This window comes from Bradyrhizobium hipponense, from assembly GCF_008123965.1.
Taxonomy (GTDB): Bacteria; Pseudomonadota; Alphaproteobacteria; order Rhizobiales; family Xanthobacteraceae; genus Bradyrhizobium; species Bradyrhizobium hipponense.
Window position 1 is genome coordinate 1 of sequence record NZ_VSTH01000129.1, and the last position, 21,264, is coordinate 21,264.

Below are 21,264 nucleotides of genomic sequence, written 5' to 3' on the forward strand. Positions count from 1 at the left end.
GCCCGGCCGCAAAGCGCCCGCCATCGCAACACAAGAGCGCCTCGCACGAGGCCAAGCCCACACCGAAGCGCGTGGGCAAGCCGGTGGATCAGGGCAGTTTGTTTTAGAGGCGGTGGCATCGCGTGTGTGGGGCGCGCCTGCAGCCCCAATCTCGTCATTAGCGCAGCGAAGCAATCCAGAATCTTTCCGCGGAGGGATTCTGGATTGCTTCGTCGCAAGGGCTCCTCGCAATGACGAGGAGAGAGCGGGTCCGCGTCCCTAACTTCCACGTCAGAATCTGGCGCATTTGTAAGTTGAAGGCGGCTGTCCATTCTTCTCATCTGATCCTTCTCGCGCGGCAGAACTGTCGCTGCGCAGCACGGAGGAGGTTTCGATGAACAGCAGGTTTCTCAAAGGCCTCACCGCGGTGACGATCGCCGCGACGCTGGCTGTCGCTTCGCCCGTTGTCGCTCAACGTGGAGGCGGCGGCGGTGGTCATGGCGGCTTTGGTGGCGGCGGGCACTTCGGTGGCGGCATGCACGCGGGCGGCTTCGGTGGAGGAATGCGCGGAGGCGGTATGCATGTCGGTGGCATGGGCGGTGCCCATTTCGCCGGTGCCCGCTTTGGCGGACCGGCCTTCGGCGGCGCCCGTTTTGCCCATGCCGGCGGACCGGCCTTTGGCGGGCCACGTTTCGCGCATGCCGCGATCGGGCCACGCTTCGCCGGCGCCGGCCCCGGCTGGCATGGCAGGCCCTTCATCGGCCGCCACGCCTTCTTCTTCCGTCATCATCGCTTCCACCGCTTTGCCGTCTTCGGCGCGCCGTTTGTCTACGCCAGCTATTATGACGGCTGCTGGCGCAGGAGCTGGACGCCCTACGGGTGGCAATGGGTCAATGTGTGCGGGGACACCTGGTACTAGCATCGCCGTACCGCACCATTGTCGCGATCGCCACCGGGCGGTTCCGCTCAGCCCCGGAACGGGATAGTCTGGTGGCGATCGTCGCGTGGAGTTTGTCATGACCGGAGGTCACCGCCGCATCCTGGTCGTCGAGGACGATCCTGAGACCGCTGGACAACTCGTCGAGGAGCTGACCATCTCGGGCTACGACGTCGATCTCGCCGCGACCGGCCGGGAAGCCCTGAGCCACGGCGCGGCGCGCGATTATGCCGTGATCACCATCGACCGCATGCTGCCGGACATCGACGGTATTACCGTGATGCGGCAATTGCGTGACGACGGCATCGCCGCCCCCTTCCTGATCATCTCCGCGCTCGGCGAGGTTGACGACCGCGTCCGGGGCCTGCGCGCCGGCGGCGACGATTATCTCGTCAAGCCGTTCTCCTTCGTCGAGCTTCTCGCTCGCCTCGAAGCGTTAGGCCGCCGCAGCGAAACCATCGCCAAGGAGACGATCCTGCGGATCGGCGATCTCGCCGTCGATCTGATCGCGCGCAGCGCCAGCCGGCGCGGCCGGAAGATTCCGCTGCTGCCGCGCGAGTTTCAGCTGCTCGAATATCTCGTCCGCAATGAGGGCCGCGTCGTCTCTCGCGCGATGCTGCTCCAGCATGTCTGGGACCTGCACTTCGATCCCTCAACCAACATCATTGACGTCTATGTCGGACGCGTCCGCCGCAAGGTCGACGATGCCCAGGCCTATCCGCTGATCCACACCATCCGCGGCATCGGATATTGTCTCCGTGCTCCTGGTTAAGACCCTCCGGTCCTCGACGTTCAGGTTGGCGCTGATCGCGATCGCGGCGTTCGGACTGATCGTCGCGGCGATCATGGCTTACATCTATTTCGGCACGCTCGCCTATGTGCAGAGCCAGGTCGGCGATACCGGTGACCACGCCGGCTTCAAACACATGATCGGGCTCGCGATGGCCGCGGTCGCCGTGCTGCTCCTGGTGCTGGCAGGCCTTGCCGCCGTGCTGGTGACGCGGCGCACGGTCGGACGGATCGAACAGATCAATGCCACCAGCCGCGCCATCATGCTTTCTGGCCTGGACAAGCGTATTCCGCTGCGCGGCAGCCACGACGAATGGGACCGCGTTGCCGAAAACCTCAACCAGATGCTCGATCGCATCGAGACGCTGATGGGCGAGGTCAAGCAGGCCAGCGACAACGTCGCCCACGATCTGCGCACGCCGCTGACGCGGATGCGCGGCAGGCTGGAAAAGGCCTACCACAACCAGCGCAACGGCGAGGCGGATGCGGCGCTGATCGGCGACACCATCGCCGATCTCGACGCCGTGCTCGGCATGTTCGCCTCCATCACCCGCATCTCGGAGATCGAGAGCCGCGCCCGCAAAAGCGCCTTTCGCACGCTCAACCTCGCCGAGGTCGCCGGTGAGGTTGTCGAGCTCTATGATGCCGCCGCCGAGCAGGTTGCTACCCGGCTCAGTCTCGGCGATGACCACGAGGTACCCGTGACCGGCGACCGCGACCTGCTATTCGATGCCATCGCCAATCTCGTCGACAACGCGATCAAGCACGGCCGCGCGGGCGGACGGGTGAACGTGACCTGTCGCAGCAGCAATGAGGGGGCGGTGATCGCGGTCGCCGACGACGGCCCCGGCATTCCGGCGGATCAGCGCGATCACGTGTTCAAGCGGTTCTACCGGCTCGAACAGAGCCGCTACACCCCGGGCAACGGCCTGGGCTTGAGCCTCGTCGCGGCCGTTGCGCGCCTCCATGGCGCTGCGATCGCACTGCATGACAATGTGCCGGGCCTGACGGTCCAGCTCAGCTTCCCGTCGCACCTGCCCTAGAGATCGATCACGCCGCGGCGTGCCGCATGCGCCACCGCGTCGGTGCGGCCGGTGGCGTCGAGCTTGTCGAGCAGCGAGCCGACATGGAATTTCACGGTATGCACGGAGATGCCGAGCTGGCGCGCGATCATCTTGTTGGAGGCGCCCTCGGCCATCAGCGCCAGCACGTCGAGCTCGCGCTGGGTCAGCGCAATGTCGTCGGGCATGCTGCGCGGGTCGCGGGCAACGACCGTCGCCGCCGCTCGCTCGCCGGGCGCGGCGAGGCGAAGCCCCGCGACGCTGCCGAGCAGGGTGGCCAGGCGGTCGGCGAGGGCGGGATCGTCGATCTCCAGGGCGAGCACGATCTCCGGCGCGTTGTCCTCGCTCACGCCTCGGGCCTCTCGCCGATCGTGACCTTGAAACTGACCGGCTCGCCGCCGCGGCGCGCCGCGATGTCGACCTCCGTGCCGACGCTTGCGGGCCCAAGCGTCCGCGACAGCGCGCGCACGCCGGACAATTTTTGGTCGTTGACTGCCACGATCACGTCGCCCTGGCGGATGCCGGCGGCGGCCGAGGGGCCGGCCTTGTCGACGTTCATCACCATGGCGCCGACGCCGTCGTCGAGCCGGACCGGCTGGAGCCCGAGGCCGAGATATCCGCGCGCGATGCGGCCGCGTGTATCGAGCTGGGCGGCGACGCGCTCGATCGTCGCGGTCGGGATCACCAGCACGTGCCGCGGGCCGAGCACGGCCATGCCGAAGGCATCGCCCGCTGCATCGAGCGCGAGGCCGCCCTCCTGGCTGGGACGCAGGAGGACGTCGAGCTCGATCCGCGCATCGATGTCGCCGCCGCGCAGGCTGCGCCAGCCCTTGCCGGATAGTGATACCATTCCCAGCGCCGCACTCGGCGTATCGCGGTTGGTGGCGACCACGACCGACAGCGCGCCGAGGGCAGGGACCGTCGTCGTCAATTTGATCGGAGCGATGCCGGCATCGGCGCGCAACAAGGCGATGTCGGTCGTATGGTCGCGGCCGGCGATGGTTGCGGAAAACCGGCTGCCGTCCGAGAGGCCGATCTCGACCTCTCCCTCCTCGGCCAGCGCCTCGTCGGCGGTGACGATGAGGCCGGACTTCCAGACGAAGCCGGTTGCGCGAGAGCGGTGCGAATGCACCGAGACGATAGACGGCGCCGTGCGCGCCACAACGTCCGCAAGCGCGGACGATAGCGAGGACAGAGGGCTGAAATCGGTCATGGAAGGCTCCTGTAAGCTACCCTCAATCTGGGACGTCGCAGGTGGTTCGGGAACTGGCCGGATGGCCAGGACATTGCTCCGTAGCACCACGGCCGACGAATATGTGATTGGGAGCTACTCACGGGAACGTGTAGCAATCGCCAAATTCGGCCGCACGGCCTCAACGATTTTCAGCGAGCCTGATACATGTCCGCCGACCTCACCCGCCGCACTCTGCTTCATCTCGCCGGCGCCGCCTCGCTCGCGGCGGCCGCCGCGGCCGCGGCGCGCGCCGAGGGAGATCCCCAAGGCGGCGGGCCGACCTATGCCAGCCGCACGCCGATGCGGGTCGGCATGGTGACACTCCGGGTCAAGAAGCTCGATACGGTTGCCGACTACTACCGCGACGTGATCGGGCTCACCGTGATGGAGCGCTCAGGCACCGCCGCGAAGCTCGGCACCGCTGGAATCGCGCTGCTCGTGCTCGAGGCGCGTCCCGAAGCCGTGATAGAGCCGCGCAATGCAGCCGGTCTCTACCACACCGCCTTCCTGATGCCGACGCGCAAGGACCTCGCGCGCTGGCTGGTGCATGCGGCCTCGCATCGCGTGCAGCTGTCGGGCTTTGCCGATCATCTCGTCAGCGAATCCGTCTATCTCGACGATCCCGAAGGCAACGGCATCGAGGTCTATGCCGACCGCGATCCCTCGCAATGGCAGTGGAGCGAGGGCAGCGTGAAGATGGCGGCCGACGAGCTCAACATCCCCGACCTCTTGTCGCTGACGAATGCGCGCGTTGCCGACTATGCCAAGGCGCCGGACGGCCTGCGCATCGGCCACATGCATTTGCGCGTCGGCGATCTCGCGCATGCAGAAAGCTTTTATCACGGCACGGTCGGCCTGGACCCGACCCGCCGCCGCAACGGCGCCGCGTTCCTGTCGTCGGGCCGCTATCACCACCACCTCGGCATGAACGTCTGGCAGAGCCAGGGCGCCGGCCAACGCGACGGTGCCACCACGGGGCTCGCCTGGTTCTCGCTGGTAACGGAGAAGCAGGACCTGCTCGCCGCGCAGGAAGAGCGCCTGCGCAAGGGCGGCGCGAAAGTCACGGCGCTTGCGAATGGCGTCGAGGCCGTCGATCCCTGGGGCACGCGGGTGCGTCTGCTCAAGGTTTGATCGGGCGCGCGAGCACTGCTAATACCCGCGCAGCACAACCTGATCTTAAGGGATCCGCCGCCATGCGCGATTTCCACGGCGTCTTTCCCTATCTCGTCTCGCCCGTCGATGCCGACGGCACGGTGCGCACCGAAGTCCTCGGCAAGCTCTGCGACGATCTGATCGGCGCCGGCGTGCACGGGCTGACGCCGCTCGGCTCGACCGGCGAATTCGCCTATCTCGATGCCGCGCAGCGCGTAGCGATCGTGCAGACCACGATCGAGGCCACGAAAGGCCGGGTGCCCGTCGTGGCTGGCGTCGTGTCCACCTCGACGGCGGACGCGGTGGCGCAGGCGAAGACATACGAGAAGCTCGGCGCCGACGGCATTCTGGGGATTCTGGAGGCCTACTTCCCGCTCGCCGACGCCCAGATCGAATCCTATTTCCGCAGCATCGCGGATGCCGTGGACATCCCTGTCGTCATCTACACCAATCCGCAATTCCAGCGCTCCGATCTTACGCTCGACGTCATCGCCCGCCTCGCCGAGCATCCGCGCATCGGCTACATCAAGGACGCCTCGACCAATACCGGCCGGCTGCTCTCGATCATGAATCGCTGCGGCGATTCCTTGCGCGTGTTCTCGGCTTCAGCTCACATCCCCGCCGCGGTGATGCTGATCGGCGGCCACGGCTGGATGGCGGGGCCGGCCTGCATCATCCCGCGCCAGAGCGTCGCGCTCTACGAGCTCTGCAAGGCTGCCCGCTGGGACGAGGCCATGGCGCTCCAGCGCAGGCTGTGGCGGATCAACGAGGCCTTCGCCCGCTTCAACCTCGCGGCTTGCATCAAGGCGGGGCTTTCCATCCAGGGCTACGACGTCGGCGACCCTATCCCGCCGCAAGCCGCGCTCACGGCCGAGCAGCACAAGCTCGTCGAAGCGGCGCTGCGAGACCTGGCATAGCCATCTGCCAAGCGGCAATATGCCCACGGAACGCGCTTTCCGAAGGGCAAACCGCTCCAATTTGCCGGCGCACAGAAACTTCCGTTCGACTGCTGCGTTGCTGCGTGAGCCGACGTCAGGCCCGGCACCTGATGCATCTATGCTCGAGCAAAACTCTCTGCCAGCACGCGGTGATTGCCCATGGAACGTCGCTACGGAATTGCTGCGGCAGTCTTGGCTGCCCTGTTGCTTGTGGCAACAGCCACGAAAATGCATTTCGCGCCATGGACCGGTCCGGTTGCGCGAGCCGTTGAACAGCGTGGCCCGCTGTCTGAAGCCGAACGGGCGACGATCGACATCTTCGAACGCGTATCCCCGTCAGTCGTCCAGGTTGCGGCGAAATCAGCAGCCAATCCCCTCATGGGAGAGGAAGGGCAGGGCACCGCCTCCGGCACCGGATTCGTCTGGGACCGCGACGGTCACCTCGTCACCAACAATCATGTGGTGGCAAGCGGCGGCGAAATCGCTGTGCGCTTCGCGTCAGGCGAGGTGGCACAAGTCGATCTTGTCGGTACGGCTCCGAACTACGACCTTGCGGTCCTGCGGATCAGGAGCGTGCGCGAGCTTCCTCCGCCCGTGCCGCTTGGCAGTTCGAGCGACTTGAAAGTTGGGCAATCGGCGTTTGCAATTGGCAATCCCTTCGGATTGGACCAATCGATGACGAGTGGCATTATCAGCGCGCTCAAGCGCAGGCTGCCAACCCATGGAGGCCGGGAGATTGCCAACGTCATCCAGACCGACGCGGCCATCAATCCCGGCAATTCAGGCGGGCCGTTGCTCGACTCCGCCGGCCGGCTGATCGGCGTCACGACGGCGATCATATCGCCGTCCGGTTCGAATGCCGGGATCAGTTTCGCGATTCCCGCGGATATCGTCAACCGCGTGGTCCCCGAGCTCATTCGAAACGGCCGGGTGCCCACGCCGGGAATCGGCATTGTCGCGGCCAGCGAGGACGTTGCGACACGGCTCGGCGTCGAAGGAGTGATTGTGGTCCGGACGGCCGCCGGAAGTCCTGCCGAGCGGGCAGGGATTCGTGGTGTCAACATGTCGACGGGCGCGGTCGGAGACATCATCACGGCGGTCGAAGGCAAGCCGGTGCGGCGCCTCTCTGATGTTACCGATGCGCTGGAGCAGGCCGGCGCCGGTCGTACCGTTCGGCTCACCGTCAAGCGGGGTACGGAGACCCGTGATGTAAATGTAGCCATCATCGACGTCGATAGGTCCTAGCCTGCCGATCTGCGCCATCAAAGGGGCGTGGCGCGCATTGCAGATGTGTCGGGGCTCGGTTGTCTCGCCCGTAAAATCGGCTAAAACCGCCGCGATCGTTTTCCGGATTTCGAGGACTCAGCGGAATGAACATTCTTCCCGGCAATTTGCGTTTCGGAGCGGGGCAGCCCGTCAGGCGTTTGGAAGACCAGCGGCTGCTCACCGGGAAGGGGCAATTCATCGACGACAAGCCGGAGGACGGCGCGCTGTGGTTGCATGTGCTGCGCTCGCCGCATGCGCACGCGAAGATCGTCTCGATCGACACGAGCGCGTCGGCCGCGATGCCCGGCGTCACTGCGATCTATACCGGTGCCGATCTGATCAGGGACGACATCGGCACCATCCCGACGCTGAGCATCTTCAAGCGCCCCGACGGCAAGCCGATGACGGTGCCGCCGCGCCGGCTGCTCGCGCACGAAATCGTGCGTTACGCCGGCGAGGCCGTGGCGGCGGTGGTGGCCTCCTCGCGTGCCGATGCGCAGAGCGCCGCCGAAGCGATCGTGGTCGAATATGACGTGCAGCCCGCTGTGGTCGATCCGGTCGAGGCCGTGAAGCCGGGCGCGCCCGTGGTGTGGCCCGAGGCGCCCGACAACATTGTCGGTGCGATGAGCTATGGCGATGCCGCCAAGGTGGACGAGGCCTTCGTCAAGGCCGCACACACGGTCGAGCTCGATATCGTCAGCCAGCGCCTGGTGCCCTCCGCGATGGAGCCGCGCTCGACCATTGCCGAGATCGACAAGAAATCGGGCAGGCTCCTGCTGCATGTGCAATCGCAGACCCCGGCCTCGACCCGCGACGTGCTGGCGGAGGCCGTGCTGAAGCGTCCCAAGGACAGCGTGCGCGTGCTGGTCGGCGATATCGGCGGCGGGTTCGGCCAGAAGACCAACCTCTATCCCGAAGACGGCATCGTCGCCTATGCCGCGACCAAGCTGAACAGGAAGATCCGCTGGCGTGGCGACCGCACCGACGAGTTCGTCGGCGGCACGCACGGCCGCGATCTCACCTCGACGGCGTCCTTCGCGCTCGACGAAAAGGGCAAGGTGCTCGCTTATCGCGTCAAGTCGATCGGCTGCACGGGCGCTTATTCCTCGGGTGCGGCCAACATCATCCCGCTCGTGCTCGGGCCGTTCGTGCAGACCGGCGTCTATGACCTGCCGCTGGTGCATTTCGAGGTGAAGTCGGTGATGACGCACACCGCACCGGTGGGAGCCTATCGCGGTGCGGGCCGGCCGGAGGCGGTCTTCATTGTCGAGCGCCTGTTCGACGCTGCCGCGCGAAAAATCGGCATGGATCCGCGCGCAATCCGGAAATTGAACTACATCAAGCCGGCGCAGCTGCCCTACACCAACGCTGCCGGGCAGGTCTACGATTCCGGCGCCTTTGCGCACATGCTCGATCGCGCGGTAAAACTCGCGGACTGGGACGGCTTTGCCGCGCGCAAGAAGGCGGCAAAGAAGAAGGGCCTGCTCTACGGGCGCGGGCTCACCTCCTATATCGAATGGACCGGTGGCCGCGCGCATACCGAAAAGGTCAGCCTGCATGCGACCTCGCAGGGCCGCGTCATCCTGCATTCGGGCACGATGGCGATGGGGCAGGGCTTGCAGACCACCTACACCCAGATGATCTCCGACACGCTCGGCATCGCCATGGACAAGATCGATGTCGTGCAGGGCGACACCGATCTGGCGATGGGTTTTGGCAGCGTCGGCTCGCGCTCGCTGTTCGTCGGCGGCACAGCCGTCGCGGTCTCCTCCAACGATTTGATCCAGAAGGCGCGCGAAAAGGCGGCGAACGTGCTCGAAACGTCGGTCGAGGATATTGAGTACCAGGGCGGCATGCTCACCGTGGTCGGTACCGACCGCAGCATCAGCCTGTTCGAGCTCGCCGAGAAGGAAGGCAGAGCCAAGCTCAGCGTCGATTCCGAAGGCGAGGTCGATGGTCCAAGCTGGCCGAACGGCACCCATATCTGCGAGGTCGAGATCGACCCCGAGACCGGCGTGTCCAGGGTCGTGCGTTACACCACGGTCGACGACGTCGGCGTGGCCGTGAACCCGATGCTGGTCACGGGCCAGATCCACGGCGGCGTCGCGCAGGGCATTGGACAAGCGCTGTACGAAGGCGTGTCCTACGATGCCGAAGGCCAGCTCCTTACCGCGAGCTACCAGGACTATTGCATCCCGCGTGCCGACGACGTTCCGCCGATCGTGGTGACGCTGGACGATTCCGCGCCCTGCCGCACTAATCCGCTCGGCGCCAAGGGCTGCGGCGAATCCGGCGCCATCGGTGGTCCGCCCTGCGTCACCAACGGCGTGATGGACGCGCTCGCCGAGCTCGGCATCGCCCAGCTCAACACGCCGCTGACGCCGCAGAAGATCTGGAAGGCGATCAGGGACGCGAAGGCGGCTCAGGCATAGGCTGCGCCGTTGCAGCAATCTCAACTCGTCGTCCCGGACAAGCGCGCCTCAAGCGCGCGCCGATCCGGGACCCATAACAACAGGGAATGGTTGTCGCGCGAAGCTGGCAACTCCGAGTCCCCGTAACCACGCCCGCCTGTGATTATGGGTCGCGGATCAGCGCTCCGCTCTGGACAACGCTGCGCGCTGCCAGGAGCTGCGCTTGTCCGGGACGACAGCGAAGTGTGTGGCGCCAGTGTGGACAAATACCCGGCGCTACAAGCCTCAAATCCCGAGCATCATCTTCGCGATGATATCGCGCTGGATCTCGGAGGTACCGCCGAAGATCGTATAGGCCCGGCCGTTGAGATATTCTGGCACCACCGTCAGCATCTCCTCGGGCGTCGCCGGCTCGTGGTTGAGCCTGTAGAGCGGACGCATCGGCTCGACGGCAAGGGCGTCATGGCCGATCACGTCGGCGCCCAGCCGCGTTACCGCCTGGCGGATTTCACTGTTGCGCAGCTTCAGGATGGACGACACCGCGCCGGGATTCTGTCCGGTCTGGAGCGCCGAGAGCACGCGCAACTCCGTCATCTCGAGCGCGTCGATGTCGACCTCGACCTCTGAGATCCGCGTTGCAATGTCGGGACTGTCGATCGCACGTCCCGTGAGATCGGACTCCGCAAGCTCCGAGATCGCCTTCAATCCTTCGCGCAGCTTCGCCGATGCGATGCCGGAGCCACGCTCGAACTCGAGCAGATATTTGCCGTAGGTCCAGCCCTTGCCTTCCTCGCCGACGCGGTTCGCCACCGGCACCCGGACGTCGTCGAAGAACACTTGGTTGACCTCGTGGTCGCCGCCGATGGTGAGAATCGGGCGCGTGGTGATGCCAGGTGTCTTCATGTCGATCAGGATGAAGCTGATGCCGTCCTGCTGCCGCGGCCCATCGCCGGTGCGCACCAGCGCGAACATGCGGTTGGCATGATGCGCATGCGTGGTCCAGATTTTGGTGCCGTTGATGATGTAGTCGTCGCCGTCGCGCACGGCGCGTGTCTTCAGCGAGGAGAGGTCGGAGCCGGAACCCGGCTCGGAATAGCCCTGGCACCAATAATCCTCACCGGAGAGAATGCGCGGCAGATAGAAGTTCTTCTGTTCTGGGCTGCCGAAGCCGATGATGACGGGACCGACCATCTTCACGCCCATCACGTTGACGTTCGGCACGCCGGCGCGCGCGCTTTCGGTCTCGAAAATCCAGCGCTGCGCCGGCGTCCAGTCCGGGCCGCCGTATTCGACCGGCCAACCCGGCGCGCCCCAGCCCTGGGCGTTCAGCGCGCGCTGCCAGGCCATGCCGATGTCGGGGTCGGAGAACACCGACGGCGTCAACGCCGTGGCGCGCTTCATCTCGTCGGTGAGGTTTTTGGCGATGAAATCGCGCACCTCGTCCTGGAACGCACGCTCCTCGGCGTTGAACGACAGATCCATGATGCGCTCCTTCAGGCTGAAATGGCGGTGCGGCCGAGCTCGGCATAGCGGCGATAGTGATGCGCGCTGCCGCCGAACAGCGTGTCGAAGGCGACGAGGCGCTTGAAGTAGGCGCCCACCTCGAGCTCCTCGGTGACGCCCATGCCGCCGTGAAGCTGGATCGATTGCTCGCCGATGAAGCGCGCGCATTTTCCGATCTTCGCCTTCGCGCCGGAGGCAGCTCGCGCACGCTCGATCGGTTCGGCGTCGACCTTCAGCGCGGCGCGCAGCGCTATCGAGCGCGCCTCGTCGACCTGCATCGCCATGTCGGCAAGGCGATGGCGGATCACCTGATTGGCGGACAGCGGCCGGCCGAATTGTTTCCGGATCTTGGTGTACTCCAGCGTCGTATCGAGCAACGTCTGCATGATGCCGACGGCTTCGGCGCCGAGCGCCGCCATCGCCCGGTCGACCACCGCTTCGATCGCGGGCAGCGCGTCACGGCCGTCGCCGAGCAAAGCGTCCTCCGGCAGATGGACGTCCGACAGCTCGATATTGCAGGCCTGTCCGCCGCCAAGCCGTGGATAGTCGGAGATCGCGAGGCTTGGCGTCCGCGCCGGCATCAGAAACAGGCCAATCCGCCCCGATGGCCCCTGATGCTCATGGATATGCGCGGAGACGATGATCTCGTCGGCGGCATGGCCGTCGAGCACGGCGATCTTGCTGCCGGCGACGCGCCAGCCCTGCGCGGCCTTGTTGGCGATGGTCGCGACTTTGGACAGATCGAACCGTGCTGCGCGCTCGGAATGGGCAAAGGCAAGCTTCAACGATCCGTCCGCGACCCTGGGCAACCGCGCCTGCTTCTGCGCCGTGCTGCCGCATGCGCCGATCAGCGCAGCGGCGAGCACGACCGTTGCGACATAGGGCTCCGACACAAGGCCGCGGCCGAACGCCTCCATCAAAATGCCGGTCTCGACGGCGCCGCCGCCGAGCCCGCCGAATTCCTCCGCTATCGGCAGCGCCAGCCAGCCGAGCTCGGCGAACTGCTTCCAGACCGCCGGACTGTAGCCGAGCGGATCGTTCGCCATCTTGCGGCGATGATTGGCATCGTAGCTCTCGGCCACGAAGCGTTCCGCGCTCTCGCGCAGCAGCCTTTGCTCGTCACTGAGATTGAGATCCATTGCCTCTACTCCGCAGCTGCCGGCGGCTTGCGCACGGAGGGATGCAGGCCGGATGGATCGACGATCATGCCAAATTCCTGCAGATTGTGGGCGTGGCAGAGCTGATGCAGCGCAAAGGCCTGGTCGATCGCGGACGGCTGGCCCATTACGTCGACCGAGCGGTTGACCGCCTCCTTGGTCAGCTTCAGTGCGAACGACGGCTTTGCCGCAATCCGGCGCGCCAGCGCCAGCACGCTCTCAGACAGCTCCGCGCGCGGCACGACCTGGTTCACCATGCCGAGCTGGTGAGCTTCCTGCGCGCTCCAGCTATCAGCCGTGAACAGGAATTCTTTGGCCTTGCGCGGGCCAAGCTCCCATGGATGCACGAACCATTCGACGCCGCACACGCCCATGGTGACGACGGGATCGCAGAACTGCGCATCGTCACTGGCGACGATGAGGTCGCAGGCCCAGGCCAGCATCAGCCCGCCGGCGATGCACTTGCCGTGCACCTCCGCGATCGTGGGCTTGGCCAGGTTGCGCCAGCGTCGCGTGATCTGGAGATAGATTTCCTGTTCGCGCGCGAAGCGCCCATGGGCGTTCGCTTCCGCGAAGCCGCCCCAATTTCCGATCGGCGGAAAATCGACGCCCGCAGCATTCTTGTCGCCCGGCCGCAGGTCATGGCCGGATGAGAAATGCGGTCCGTTGCCGGCGAGGATGATCACCTTAACCGCATCGTCCTGCACAGCCGCATCGAACACGGCATTGAGATCGTAGGTCATTTGCAGGTTCTGCGCATTGCGCGCATCAGGCCGGTTCATCACGATCCGGGTGATCGCCGGCTCCGGCCTCTCCACCAGGATGGTCTCGAACGAGCTCATGGCGTTCCCCTGACGTTTCCATCTCGGTATTATTGTTTCCTTGAGTTGACTATGTCGGCCAGGGATAGGCAAGGGGCTTGCGTCAATCGGCTGCTTTTCGCGGCTCCGGCACAAGATGTCTGGCATGGCGCGCGCTCAATCTGGTAGTTTGCGCCAGATTCCACCGGGAGAAATTTAATGCGCAAATTCCTGACTGTGCTGGCGGCACTCGCCTCGCTCAGCCTGACCAATTGCGGCTACAACGCGATCCAGACCGAGGACCAGCAGATCAAGGCCAATTGGTCCGAGGTGGTGAACCAGTATCAGCGCCGCGCCGATCTCGTGCCCAATCTCGTCAACTCGGTGAAGGGCTTTGCGCAGCAGGAGAAGGACGTGCTGCTCGGCGTCACCAATGCGCGCGCCAAGGTCGGCAGCATCCAGGCGACGCCCGAGGTGCTCAACGATCCCGCCGCATTCCAGAAATTCCAGGCCGCGCAGGGAGAGCTCTCCAGCGCGCTGTCGCGGCTGCTCGTCGTCACTGAAAACTACCCGCAGCTCAAGTCGGACGCGTTGTTCAAGGACCTGATGTCCCAGCTCGAAGGCACCGAGAACCGGATCACGGTGGCGCGCAACCGCTACATCAAGGCGGTGCAGGACTATAACGTCACCGTCCGCTCGTTCCCGAGCAACCTCACCGCGATGATGTTCGGCTACAAGGAGAAGCCGAACTTCTCGGTCGAGAATGAGAAGGCGATCTCGACCGCGCCGAAGGTCGACTTCAATCCGGCGCCAGCGCCGTCGAAGTAGCGCGTTCGATTTTGCGAATGCGCTTGGTCCCACCCGTACCTGTCATTCTCCGCGAAAGCGGGGAATCCAGTACGCCGCGGCTTCTCCGTATCCCGTCGGCTCCTCTGGAATACTGGATCGCCCGGTCAAGCCGGGCGATGACCGCGAGGTTGTGGCGGGCTTGTTCGCTCTTCTCTTCGCGCATTGTCCTCGCCCTCGCGCTCGTCCTCCTCTTTGCCTTCCCCGCCGCCGCCGCCGACGTCGCAGTGCCGCAGCTCACCGGGCGCGTGGTCGACCAGACCGGCACGCTGTCGAGCGGCGATATCGCCGCGCTGTCGCAAAAGCTGCGTGACTTCGAGGCGCGGAAGGGCAGCCAGATCGCTGTCCTGATCGTACCGACGACGCAGCCGGAGACGATCGAGCAATTTTCGATCCGCGTCGCCGAAGCCTGGAAGATCGGGCGCAAGAAGATCGACGACGGCGCGATCCTGGTGGTGGCCAAGAACGACCGGCATTTGCGCATCGAGGTCGGCTACGGCCTCGAAGGCGCGCTGACTGACGTGACTTCGCGGCGGATCATCGACGAGGTCATCACGCCAAAGTTCAGAACGGGCGACTTCGCCGGCGGCATCGCCGATGGTGCCGATCGGATGATCCGCGTCATCGACGGCGAACCGTTGCCGGTTCCCTCGCCCAGCGTGAACTTCGGCAATCTGGACGACCTCGGACCGCTCTTCATCGTGACGCTGTTCGCCTCGCTGGGGGTGGGCGGGTTCTTTCGCGCCGCACTGGGCCGTTTGCTCGGATCGTTGGTGACCGGAGGCATCATCGCCGCGCTGAGCTGGCTTATTCTCGGCTCTTTGGGACTCGCCGTCGCCCTCGGAGCTATCGGCTTTGTCATCGGATTCATCGCCGATCTGTTTTCGGCGATGGCACCAGGCACGACGTCGTCGCGCCGCGGCTCTTGGTCGAGCGGCTCCTCGTCCGGCGGCTGGAGCAGCGGCTCGTCGTCGAGCGGCGGCTTCAGCGGCGGTGGCGGCAGTTTTGGCGGCGGTGGTGCCTCGGGGAGCTGGTAGGTCATGAGCATCAGGCGTATCGGCAGGCATCTGCTCCAGCACCACTGGCGGGCAAAGCGGGTGTTTCCGCAAAACGTTCTCGATCGTATCGGGCAGGCGATCAGCCGGAGCGAGGCCACGCATTCCGGCCAAGTCCGCTTCGTCGTCGAAGGCGCGCTTGACGGCCGCCCGCTGTTTCGCAACCAGCCGGCGCGCGAGCGCGCGCTCGACGTGTTCTCGCAATTGCGGATCTGGGACACCGAGCACAACAATGGCGTCCTGATCTATCTCCTGCTCGCCGACCGCGACGTCGAGATTATCGCCGACCGCGGCATTGATGCAAAGGTCGGGGCGGAGGGATGGGAAAGTATTTGCCGCGCCATGGAGGCCGAGTTCAGGTCGGGCCAGTTCGAGCGCGGCGTGGTCAGAGGTATCGAGGCGGTGTCGCGCGAGCTGGCAAAGCACTTTCCGCCGCAGGGCCCGCATCGCAATGAGCTGCCGGATGCACCGGTGGTGATGTAGCTCCAACGTCGTCCTGGCGAAAGCCAGGACCCATTACCCCAGGGGGAAAATTTTGGTGAAGACTCGTCGTCCGATACTAACATCACTCACGATCGAGAGACCTCGCGATATGGGTCCTGGCTTTCGCCAGGACGACATTGTGGATGCATCGAGCTTCGCCGCGCAAACGGATATCGTTGGCGCAATCCCAGCTAATCATCCAGCTTATTCAAATCCCGCACTGACTGCATGATCGGCTCGAAGTTCGAGCGCGCGTCGAGCGCGTCGAACAATTGGGCTGTGTCATCCAGCAGACCGTGCGATCTTGCAATCGCAATACGCACATCGTCTTGCGGTGTATCCGACAGGCGCCCGTGCCCGGACAGCAGGATTTTCGCGTCCAGCCCCTTCAGCCGTTCCAGCGACTGGATGTAATCGGCGATGCTGCCCGAGCCGAACACGCCGCCCATCACGCCGCCGGGCATCAGGGTGTCGGCGGCGAACAAAAGGCCCTTGTCCTGGTCGAACAGCGTGATGCAGGCCGAGGTGTGGCCCGGCGTGTGCATCACGTTGAGGCGGAAATTGCCGAGATCGATCAGATTGCCTTCCTCGAGCCAGATGTCGACGTTGATCGGCACGTTCGGCTCGTTGAACATCTTTCGCAGCATTGAAAAATCGTCGCGCAGCATGATCTTGTTGGCGGCAAGCCGATGGGCGGCGACGAAGGTGCGGCGCTCGTTGAAATGCCACGCCGCGCCGATGTGGTCGAGATGCTCATGGCTCAGGACGACCATGTCGATCTTCTCCGGCGGGCAGCCGGCGAAGCTGAGGCATTCTACCATCGCCGGATAATTCGAGGACAGCCCGACATCGATCAGGATGGTACGCGCGGAGCCGCGCACCAGATAGGCGTTGGCGGCGCGGTTGGAGAAACGGATCTGGTAGACGTCGTCTGCCGCCTGGATCAACGAGCAGGTGTCGTTCTTCATCAGGACCGGAAAGGCCGTCGGCTTGCGATCGTTCATGACTCCGCCGCCCTGTAGGTGACCGCGTTGGAGGCGCGCAGGCGCTTCGAGAGTGCATCCATCACCATCAGCGCAAACGCCGGCTGCTGGCTGACGAGATAGACGAAGCGGGCGTGATTGATCCGCATCACCTTGGTGTTCGGCGCCGCCGCGATCGCAGTTGCCGAGCGTGCCGAACCATCGATCACCGCCATCTCGCCGAAGAACTCGCCCTTGCCCAGCCTGACGATGGTGGTCCTGGTCGTGCCGCTGACCTTGGCGATCTCGACCTCGCCGTCCAGCACGACGAACAGTTCGCGGCCGGTCGAGCCCTCCTCGAAGATGACGTCATCGACACCAAACGCGTTGATGCACTTCTCGATCGTCATGGCACCCCCAAGGACCGTTCCGGCTGACGAGACGGGCATGTTAGCCGCGGAACAAGGCTCGGCAAACAGGCCGTTGGTCGGGGCCGGCGACCTGCCGCAGAGCAGCATCAACTGACAATTTGTTGCACGCTGCCACGCCGGTTCCACCTTCCGGGCCAAATTCGGCCCCGGATGATTTCCTAAAATTTTGGTAAGCGGGTCCAGAGGTAAGGAATTCGCAAGCAATGAAAGTTACCAAAAGGTCAATCTTGACTGGAGTATTTGAGCCGTGAGCGAACCAATGCCCGAGCAGGCCGCCCAGGACACCGCGGTCGAAGCCGCCGCGACCGCGCCGCAGGCTGTAGAGGCTGCCGCCAGCATCGAGGCGCCCTCGATCGCCCCCGACCACGAGGCGCCGCCCAAGCCGGACGTCCCCGAGGCGGCGGCCCCGCGGATAGACGTGCCGAACTTCAGCGCCGCGCCGGAGGCGGAGGCCAAGGTCGAGCCGAGGCCCGGCAAGCTGGTTGTGATGGCGCCCTCTGAGCGCTCCTGGGACCGCGAGGATTTTGCTCCGCACGTAAAGGCAGATGAGCCGCGCGAGACCGGCGGCAAGCGCCGCCTGTCGGCAATGGCTGCGGTCGTGGCGATCGCGGCCAGCGTCGGCGCAATCAGCGGCGCGCTCGCGACTGCCGGCATGATGCACTTCGCAAGCACCCCGGCGCCGGCTCAGGTCGCCGACACCAGCGCCTTGGACGCTTCGGTCGCCCGGATCGATGCCGATGTCGTCGCGCTCAAGGCCAATTTCGAGCACACCTCGAAGACCGGCCTCAGCCAATTCAATCGGGCCAACGACCGCCTCGACAAGCTCGAGAAGGCGCAGGCCGAGCCGATGGCCAGGATCGCCAAGCTCTCGGAGACCGTCGACAAGCTCCGCGCCGCGCCGCCTGCGGCGCCCGCACAGACCGCAGCCACAGCACCCGCGAGGGAAACCACCGGCTCGATCGCGCCTACTCAGGTTGCGACTGCCGCCCCAGCCGCGCCGGCTCCTGTGCCTGCCGCGCCCAAGGTTGAGGTCGGCCGTCTGCCAACGGTCGAAGGCTGGGTCTTGCGCAACGTTGCCAATGGCGGCGCGCTGATCGAGGGCCGGGGAGGTCTCTACGAGGTCTATGCCGGCGATCCCCTGCCGGGCGTCGGCCGCGTCGATGCGATCCGCCGCCAGGACGGCCGCTGGGTGGTCGTCACCAGCAAGGGCCTGATCGTCGCGCGCTGAGCCCCGACATCCGAACTTTCGAAGAGGCGCTTCACCGCGATGTGAAGCGCCTTTTTGCTTGAATAGGCAGTCCCGTGCGGTGTTAGTTGAGGCATGAGCCGCGCGTTGCGAATTCTCATTGCTGTCGTCGTATTGTTGGGCGGAGGCGTATCGTCAATGGCTGCAGAGAACGCGGCGCTCGCACGCGGCACCGCGATCACCGATCCCGATATTCTGCGCAAGCTCGAACAGCGCGACGTGCTCACGATCTCGCGCCTGCTGTGGCCGGAGCGGAACGCGGAGTTTCCACTCACGACCGACCTGCTGTTCGCCTGGCAGCCGCAGCTTGCGCCAATTCCGTCCGCGATCGATGCGGAGTTCGATCGCTACATCGCACGACACAAGGCGATATCGCCGACAGAGACCATCGGCGTCGGCGAGGGCTTTGATGTTCAGCTGTTTGATCGAGCCGTCCTGAAATCCCGCGACACGCGCTTCGTGCTGGCCGGCATCGTCAACCGCATGGATCGCGCCTACATCTCGGAACAATCCTGCGGCGAGATCCGGCTGATCTATCGCCTGATCCGCTTCGACGCCAAGCCGGACGGCAGCAAGGCGACGCGCCTGCCGATGACGCTCAATCTGGTGCTAAAGGCCCGGGATGCTCGCCAGATTGATCGGAGCGGCAAGCCTGTCACCTGCGCCGAGCTCGCGCGGCGCTGGCTCGACAACGACGACTGGCAGGGGCTGATCGGCAGTCACGTCGACCCTTCCGATGCCATGCTCGACCGCATCGAGACCAACATCCAGATCTCGATCGCACCGAAATCGGCGCTGCATGATTTCCGCTCCGATTATCTGTTGAAGGTGTTCGAGTACAACGCCGCCACCAAGCAGTTCGAGGAAGGGGCGCTGGAGAACCAGATCGATCGCGACCGCATTCTCGCCGACGACGATCTCCGGCGCGACTTCAAGGCCTGGCTGCTTGCGCCCGAAAACCTGCGCGATTTCGATCGCGGCACGGTGTTGATCCCGGAGAAGTATTTGGCCAAAGCCGCCATCGTGCCGGCGCCGGCCGGCTTCGATGCGTCCGACTTGCAGCCGGAATTCGGCCTGATGCAGGGCGAGGGCAAGGACAACAACGCCGATCCCGTCTTCACCGACAATGACGTCGTCGGCGCGCTGAAGCGCGCGGCTGCGGGCGGCATCGCCCTGCAGAACATCCGCTCGGTCGCTGGCTTCCAGCGCCGCCTCAACGACGTCACTTGCTCGGGCTGCCACCAAACCCGCGGCATTGGCGGCTTTCATTTCCCGGGCGTGGATTGGCTGGCGGACAAGCCGTCGAATTCCACCATCGTGCCGGCCTCGCCGCATTTCTTCGGCGACCAGCTCCGCCGCCGCGATATCCTGACCGCGTTTGCCGCGGGCAAACGTCCTGATTTCACACGCGGATTTGCCAGCCGCCCGCAGACTCGCGGCAGCGGTGAGCTGGCCGGTACCGAATATCAGGACGGCTGGGGCGCGCATTGTTATTTGCAACAGGCGGGATCGGGAGCGCCCGACAAGAGTTTTACGTCATGGAGCTGTGCTAAAGGTCTCACCTGTCAGTCTGCTTCGGCATCGAACCGCATCGGCATGTGCTTCATCAAGACGCGTTAAGCCGAGCCGTCATTGCGAGCGCAGCGAAGCAATCCAGAATCCCACCGCGGATGCATTGCTGGGTTGCTTCGCTGCGCTCGCAATGACGGCGGTGTATGCCGTACCAGCGCGCCGCCCCTTATCCCACCGCCCCCGACGACCGCAGCTGCTTGATCGCGGCTTCGTCGTATCCAGCCTTGCGCAAAATCTCGTCACTGTGCTCGCCGACGCCGGGCGGTTTGCGCGGCTGTACCTTCTTGGCACCGTCGACCCAGATCGGGCTAGAGATCGTCAGCATGGTGTCGTTCTCGAACGGCACCAGCACCTCATTGTCGAGCATCTGCTTGTCGTTCGGGATGTCGTCGAGAATGCCGACGACGCCGAACACCAGGCCGTTGCCGTCGAGGATCTTGCGCCACTCGGCGAGATCCCTGGTCGCAAAGGTTTCGTCCAAGACCTTGATCAGCTCGACCGAGCGGGCGTGGCGGTCCGGCTTGGTGGCAAAACGGGGATCATCGACCAGATCGGCGCGCCCGAGGCAGCGGGCGAGCGTCGGCCATTGCCGCTCCTCGTTGAGCAGCGACAGGATCAGCCAGCGGCCGTCTTTGCACTGATAGTGGTTGGCCACCGCGTTGAGCGCGCGCTCGCGCGGCCGCCGCTCGCCGAACTTGGCGCCGCACAGCTTGGCCTGTGCCAGCACGCTCGCCGCCCACACGCCGTTCGCCATCAAATTGGAAGCGACATGGGAGCCCTTGCCGGTCTTCTCGCGCTGATAGAGCGCGGTGACGATCGCGCTGTACAACGCCATGGCGCAGGGGTGGTCGCCCATCCCGGCGACCGAGCGGGCCGGGGTGGTATCGGTGTCGGCGCGGACGAGGTCCATCAGGCCTGAGCGCGCCCAATAGGCGTTGCTGTCGAAGCCGGGTTTGTTGGCCTCCTCACCCTTCTCGCCATAGCCGGTGAAGGAGGCGTAGATCAGCCGGTCGTTGAGATGGGCGAGGTGATCATAGGTGATGCCGAGCTTGATGCGCACCGGCGGCGGCATGTTGGTGATGAAGACGTCGGTCTCCTCCACGAGCTTGTAGAGTACCGCCTGCGCTTCCGGCTTGGAGAGATCGAGCGCAAGGCTCTTCTTGTTGCGGGCCTCCAGCAGCCAGGCGAAATTGTGCTCGCCGGTCGGATAGCCCGGCAGGTTCGGCAGATTGCGATAGGGATCGCCGGCGCCGGGCGGCTCGATCTTGATGACGTCGGCGCCGAAATCCGACAGCACGGTCGCGGCGGCCGGCGCTGCGATGAAGCTCGCGCAGTCCAGAACCTTGAGCCCTGCAAAAATGCCTTTTTCCATCGCGGCGTTGCTCCCTCGCTCTTGTCGTTTCCCGCGCGCTGGAATTAGCGCAGCTACATCATGAGAGCAT

General features: G+C 65.0%; 20 protein-coding genes. 12 read left to right on the forward strand and 8 right to left on the reverse strand.

The window, feature by feature from the left end:
* Positions 1-373: 373 nt before the first annotated feature.
* From FXV83_RS31880 to FXV83_RS31890, 3 genes are all read left to right on the forward strand, one after another.
* Positions 374-898, forward strand: a complete 525-nt coding sequence (locus FXV83_RS31880) for a hypothetical protein (RefSeq protein ID WP_148743548.1) — start codon at positions 374-376, stop codon at positions 896-898.
* Positions 899-995: 97 nt separating this feature from the next.
* Entirely contained in the window at positions 996-1,688 is a 693-nt protein-coding gene (locus FXV83_RS31885; protein WP_148743549.1) for a response regulator transcription factor, read from the forward strand.
* Positions 1,675-2,748, forward strand: a complete 1,074-nt coding sequence (locus FXV83_RS31890; protein ID WP_148743550.1) for a sensor histidine kinase — start codon at positions 1,675-1,677, stop codon at positions 2,746-2,748. The genes FXV83_RS31885 and FXV83_RS31890 overlap by 14 nt, the downstream gene beginning before the upstream one ends.
* On the opposite strand, the gene FXV83_RS31895 is transcribed toward FXV83_RS31890, so the two are convergent.
* Both FXV83_RS31895 and FXV83_RS31900 read right to left on the reverse strand, forming a co-directional pair.
* Complete coding sequence (locus tag FXV83_RS31895) at positions 2,745-3,116, reverse strand: response regulator transcription factor (RefSeq protein ID WP_148743551.1); 372 nt, start codon at positions 3,114-3,116, stop codon at positions 2,745-2,747. The genes FXV83_RS31890 and FXV83_RS31895 overlap by 4 nt on opposite strands.
* Positions 3,113-3,979, reverse strand: coding sequence for a S1C family serine protease (locus FXV83_RS31900; protein WP_148743552.1), 867 nt, complete (start codon positions 3,977-3,979; stop codon positions 3,113-3,115). Before FXV83_RS31900 ends, FXV83_RS31895 begins: the two co-directional genes overlap by 4 nt.
* Positions 3,980-4,165: 186 nt before the next feature.
* Between FXV83_RS31900 and FXV83_RS31905 the strand changes: the two genes are divergently transcribed.
* The 4 genes from FXV83_RS31905 to FXV83_RS31920 all read left to right on the forward strand — a co-directional run bounded on the left by FXV83_RS31905 (position 4,166) and on the right by FXV83_RS31920 (position 9,788).
* Positions 4,166-5,131, forward strand: a complete 966-nt coding sequence (locus tag FXV83_RS31905; protein ID WP_148743553.1) for a VOC family protein — start codon at positions 4,166-4,168, stop codon at positions 5,129-5,131.
* A gap of 62 nt (positions 5,132-5,193) precedes the next feature.
* Positions 5,194-6,069, forward strand: coding sequence for a dihydrodipicolinate synthase family protein (locus FXV83_RS31910; RefSeq protein ID WP_148743554.1), 876 nt, complete (start codon positions 5,194-5,196; stop codon positions 6,067-6,069).
* Between the two features lie 180 nt (positions 6,070-6,249).
* Positions 6,250-7,335 carry a S1C family serine protease gene (locus tag FXV83_RS31915; protein ID WP_148743555.1) on the forward strand — a complete coding sequence of 362 codons (1,086 nt, stop codon included), beginning with the start codon at positions 6,250-6,252 and terminating at the stop codon, positions 7,333-7,335.
* Between the two features lie 125 nt (positions 7,336-7,460).
* A complete protein-coding gene (locus FXV83_RS31920; protein ID WP_148743556.1) occupies positions 7,461-9,788 on the forward strand; it encodes a xanthine dehydrogenase family protein molybdopterin-binding subunit in 2,328 nt (775 codons plus the stop codon).
* Positions 9,789-10,052: 264 nt separating this feature from the next.
* Here the strand turns inward: FXV83_RS31920 and FXV83_RS31930 are convergent, their stop codons facing one another.
* From FXV83_RS31930 to FXV83_RS31940, 3 genes are read right to left on the reverse strand one after another with little or no spacing between them, the layout of a single operon-like run.
* Positions 10,053-11,249 carry an acyl-CoA dehydrogenase family protein gene (locus FXV83_RS31930; RefSeq protein ID WP_148743557.1) on the reverse strand — a complete coding sequence of 399 codons (1,197 nt, stop codon included), beginning with the start codon at positions 11,247-11,249 and terminating at the stop codon, positions 10,053-10,055.
* Between the two features lie 11 nt (positions 11,250-11,260).
* The gene (locus tag FXV83_RS31935; RefSeq protein ID WP_148743558.1) at positions 11,261-12,409 is read right to left on the reverse strand and encodes an acyl-CoA dehydrogenase family protein; all 1,149 of its coding nucleotides are present in this window, start codon (positions 12,407-12,409) and stop codon (positions 11,261-11,263) included.
* Positions 12,410-12,414: 5 nt separating this feature from the next.
* Positions 12,415-13,269 carry an enoyl-CoA hydratase gene (locus FXV83_RS31940; RefSeq protein WP_148743559.1) on the reverse strand — a complete coding sequence of 285 codons (855 nt, stop codon included), beginning with the start codon at positions 13,267-13,269 and terminating at the stop codon, positions 12,415-12,417.
* Positions 13,270-13,446: 177 nt separating this feature from the next.
* On the opposite strand from FXV83_RS31940, the gene FXV83_RS31945 reads away from it, so the two are divergent.
* The 3 genes from FXV83_RS31945 (at position 13,447) to FXV83_RS31960 (ending at position 15,611) form a co-directional block, all read left to right on the forward strand.
* Positions 13,447-14,055 carry a LemA family protein gene (locus FXV83_RS31945; RefSeq protein ID WP_148743560.1) on the forward strand — a complete coding sequence of 203 codons (609 nt, stop codon included), beginning with the start codon at positions 13,447-13,449 and terminating at the stop codon, positions 14,053-14,055.
* A gap of 137 nt (positions 14,056-14,192) precedes the next feature.
* On the forward strand, positions 14,193-15,110 hold the full coding sequence (locus FXV83_RS31955; RefSeq protein WP_187436302.1) for a TPM domain-containing protein: 918 nt from the start codon (positions 14,193-14,195) through the stop codon (positions 15,108-15,110).
* Positions 15,111-15,113: 3 nt separating this feature from the next.
* Complete coding sequence (locus FXV83_RS31960) at positions 15,114-15,611, forward strand: TPM domain-containing protein (RefSeq protein ID WP_148743562.1); 498 nt, start codon at positions 15,114-15,116, stop codon at positions 15,609-15,611.
* Positions 15,612-15,802: 191 nt separating this feature from the next.
* Here FXV83_RS31960 and FXV83_RS31965 read toward each other — a convergent pair whose 3' ends face one another.
* On the reverse strand, positions 15,803-16,615 hold the full coding sequence (locus tag FXV83_RS31965) for an MBL fold metallo-hydrolase (protein ID WP_148743563.1): 813 nt from the start codon (positions 16,613-16,615) through the stop codon (positions 15,803-15,805).
* Positions 16,612-16,983 (reverse strand): Crp/Fnr family transcriptional regulator, encoded by a 372-nt coding sequence (locus FXV83_RS31970; protein WP_148743564.1) that lies wholly within the window; start codon positions 16,981-16,983, stop codon positions 16,612-16,614. Before FXV83_RS31970 ends, FXV83_RS31965 begins: the two co-directional genes overlap by 4 nt.
* A gap of 280 nt (positions 16,984-17,263) precedes the next feature.
* Here FXV83_RS31970 and FXV83_RS31975 point away from each other — a divergent pair, with 280 nt between their 5' ends.
* Together FXV83_RS31975 and FXV83_RS31980 are read left to right on the forward strand one after the other, a co-directional pair.
* Positions 17,264-18,232: a hypothetical protein gene (locus FXV83_RS31975; protein WP_187436306.1), complete on the forward strand. Its 969-nt coding sequence runs from the start codon at positions 17,264-17,266 to the stop codon at positions 18,230-18,232.
* A gap of 93 nt (positions 18,233-18,325) precedes the next feature.
* A complete protein-coding gene (locus tag FXV83_RS31980) occupies positions 18,326-19,870 on the forward strand; it encodes a hypothetical protein (RefSeq protein ID WP_148743566.1) in 1,545 nt (514 codons plus the stop codon).
* A gap of 118 nt (positions 19,871-19,988) precedes the next feature.
* Here the strand turns inward: FXV83_RS31980 and FXV83_RS31985 are convergent, their stop codons facing one another.
* A complete protein-coding gene (locus FXV83_RS31985; RefSeq protein ID WP_148743567.1) occupies positions 19,989-21,194 on the reverse strand; it encodes a CaiB/BaiF CoA transferase family protein in 1,206 nt (401 codons plus the stop codon).
* Between the last annotated feature and the right edge of the window lie 70 nt (positions 21,195-21,264).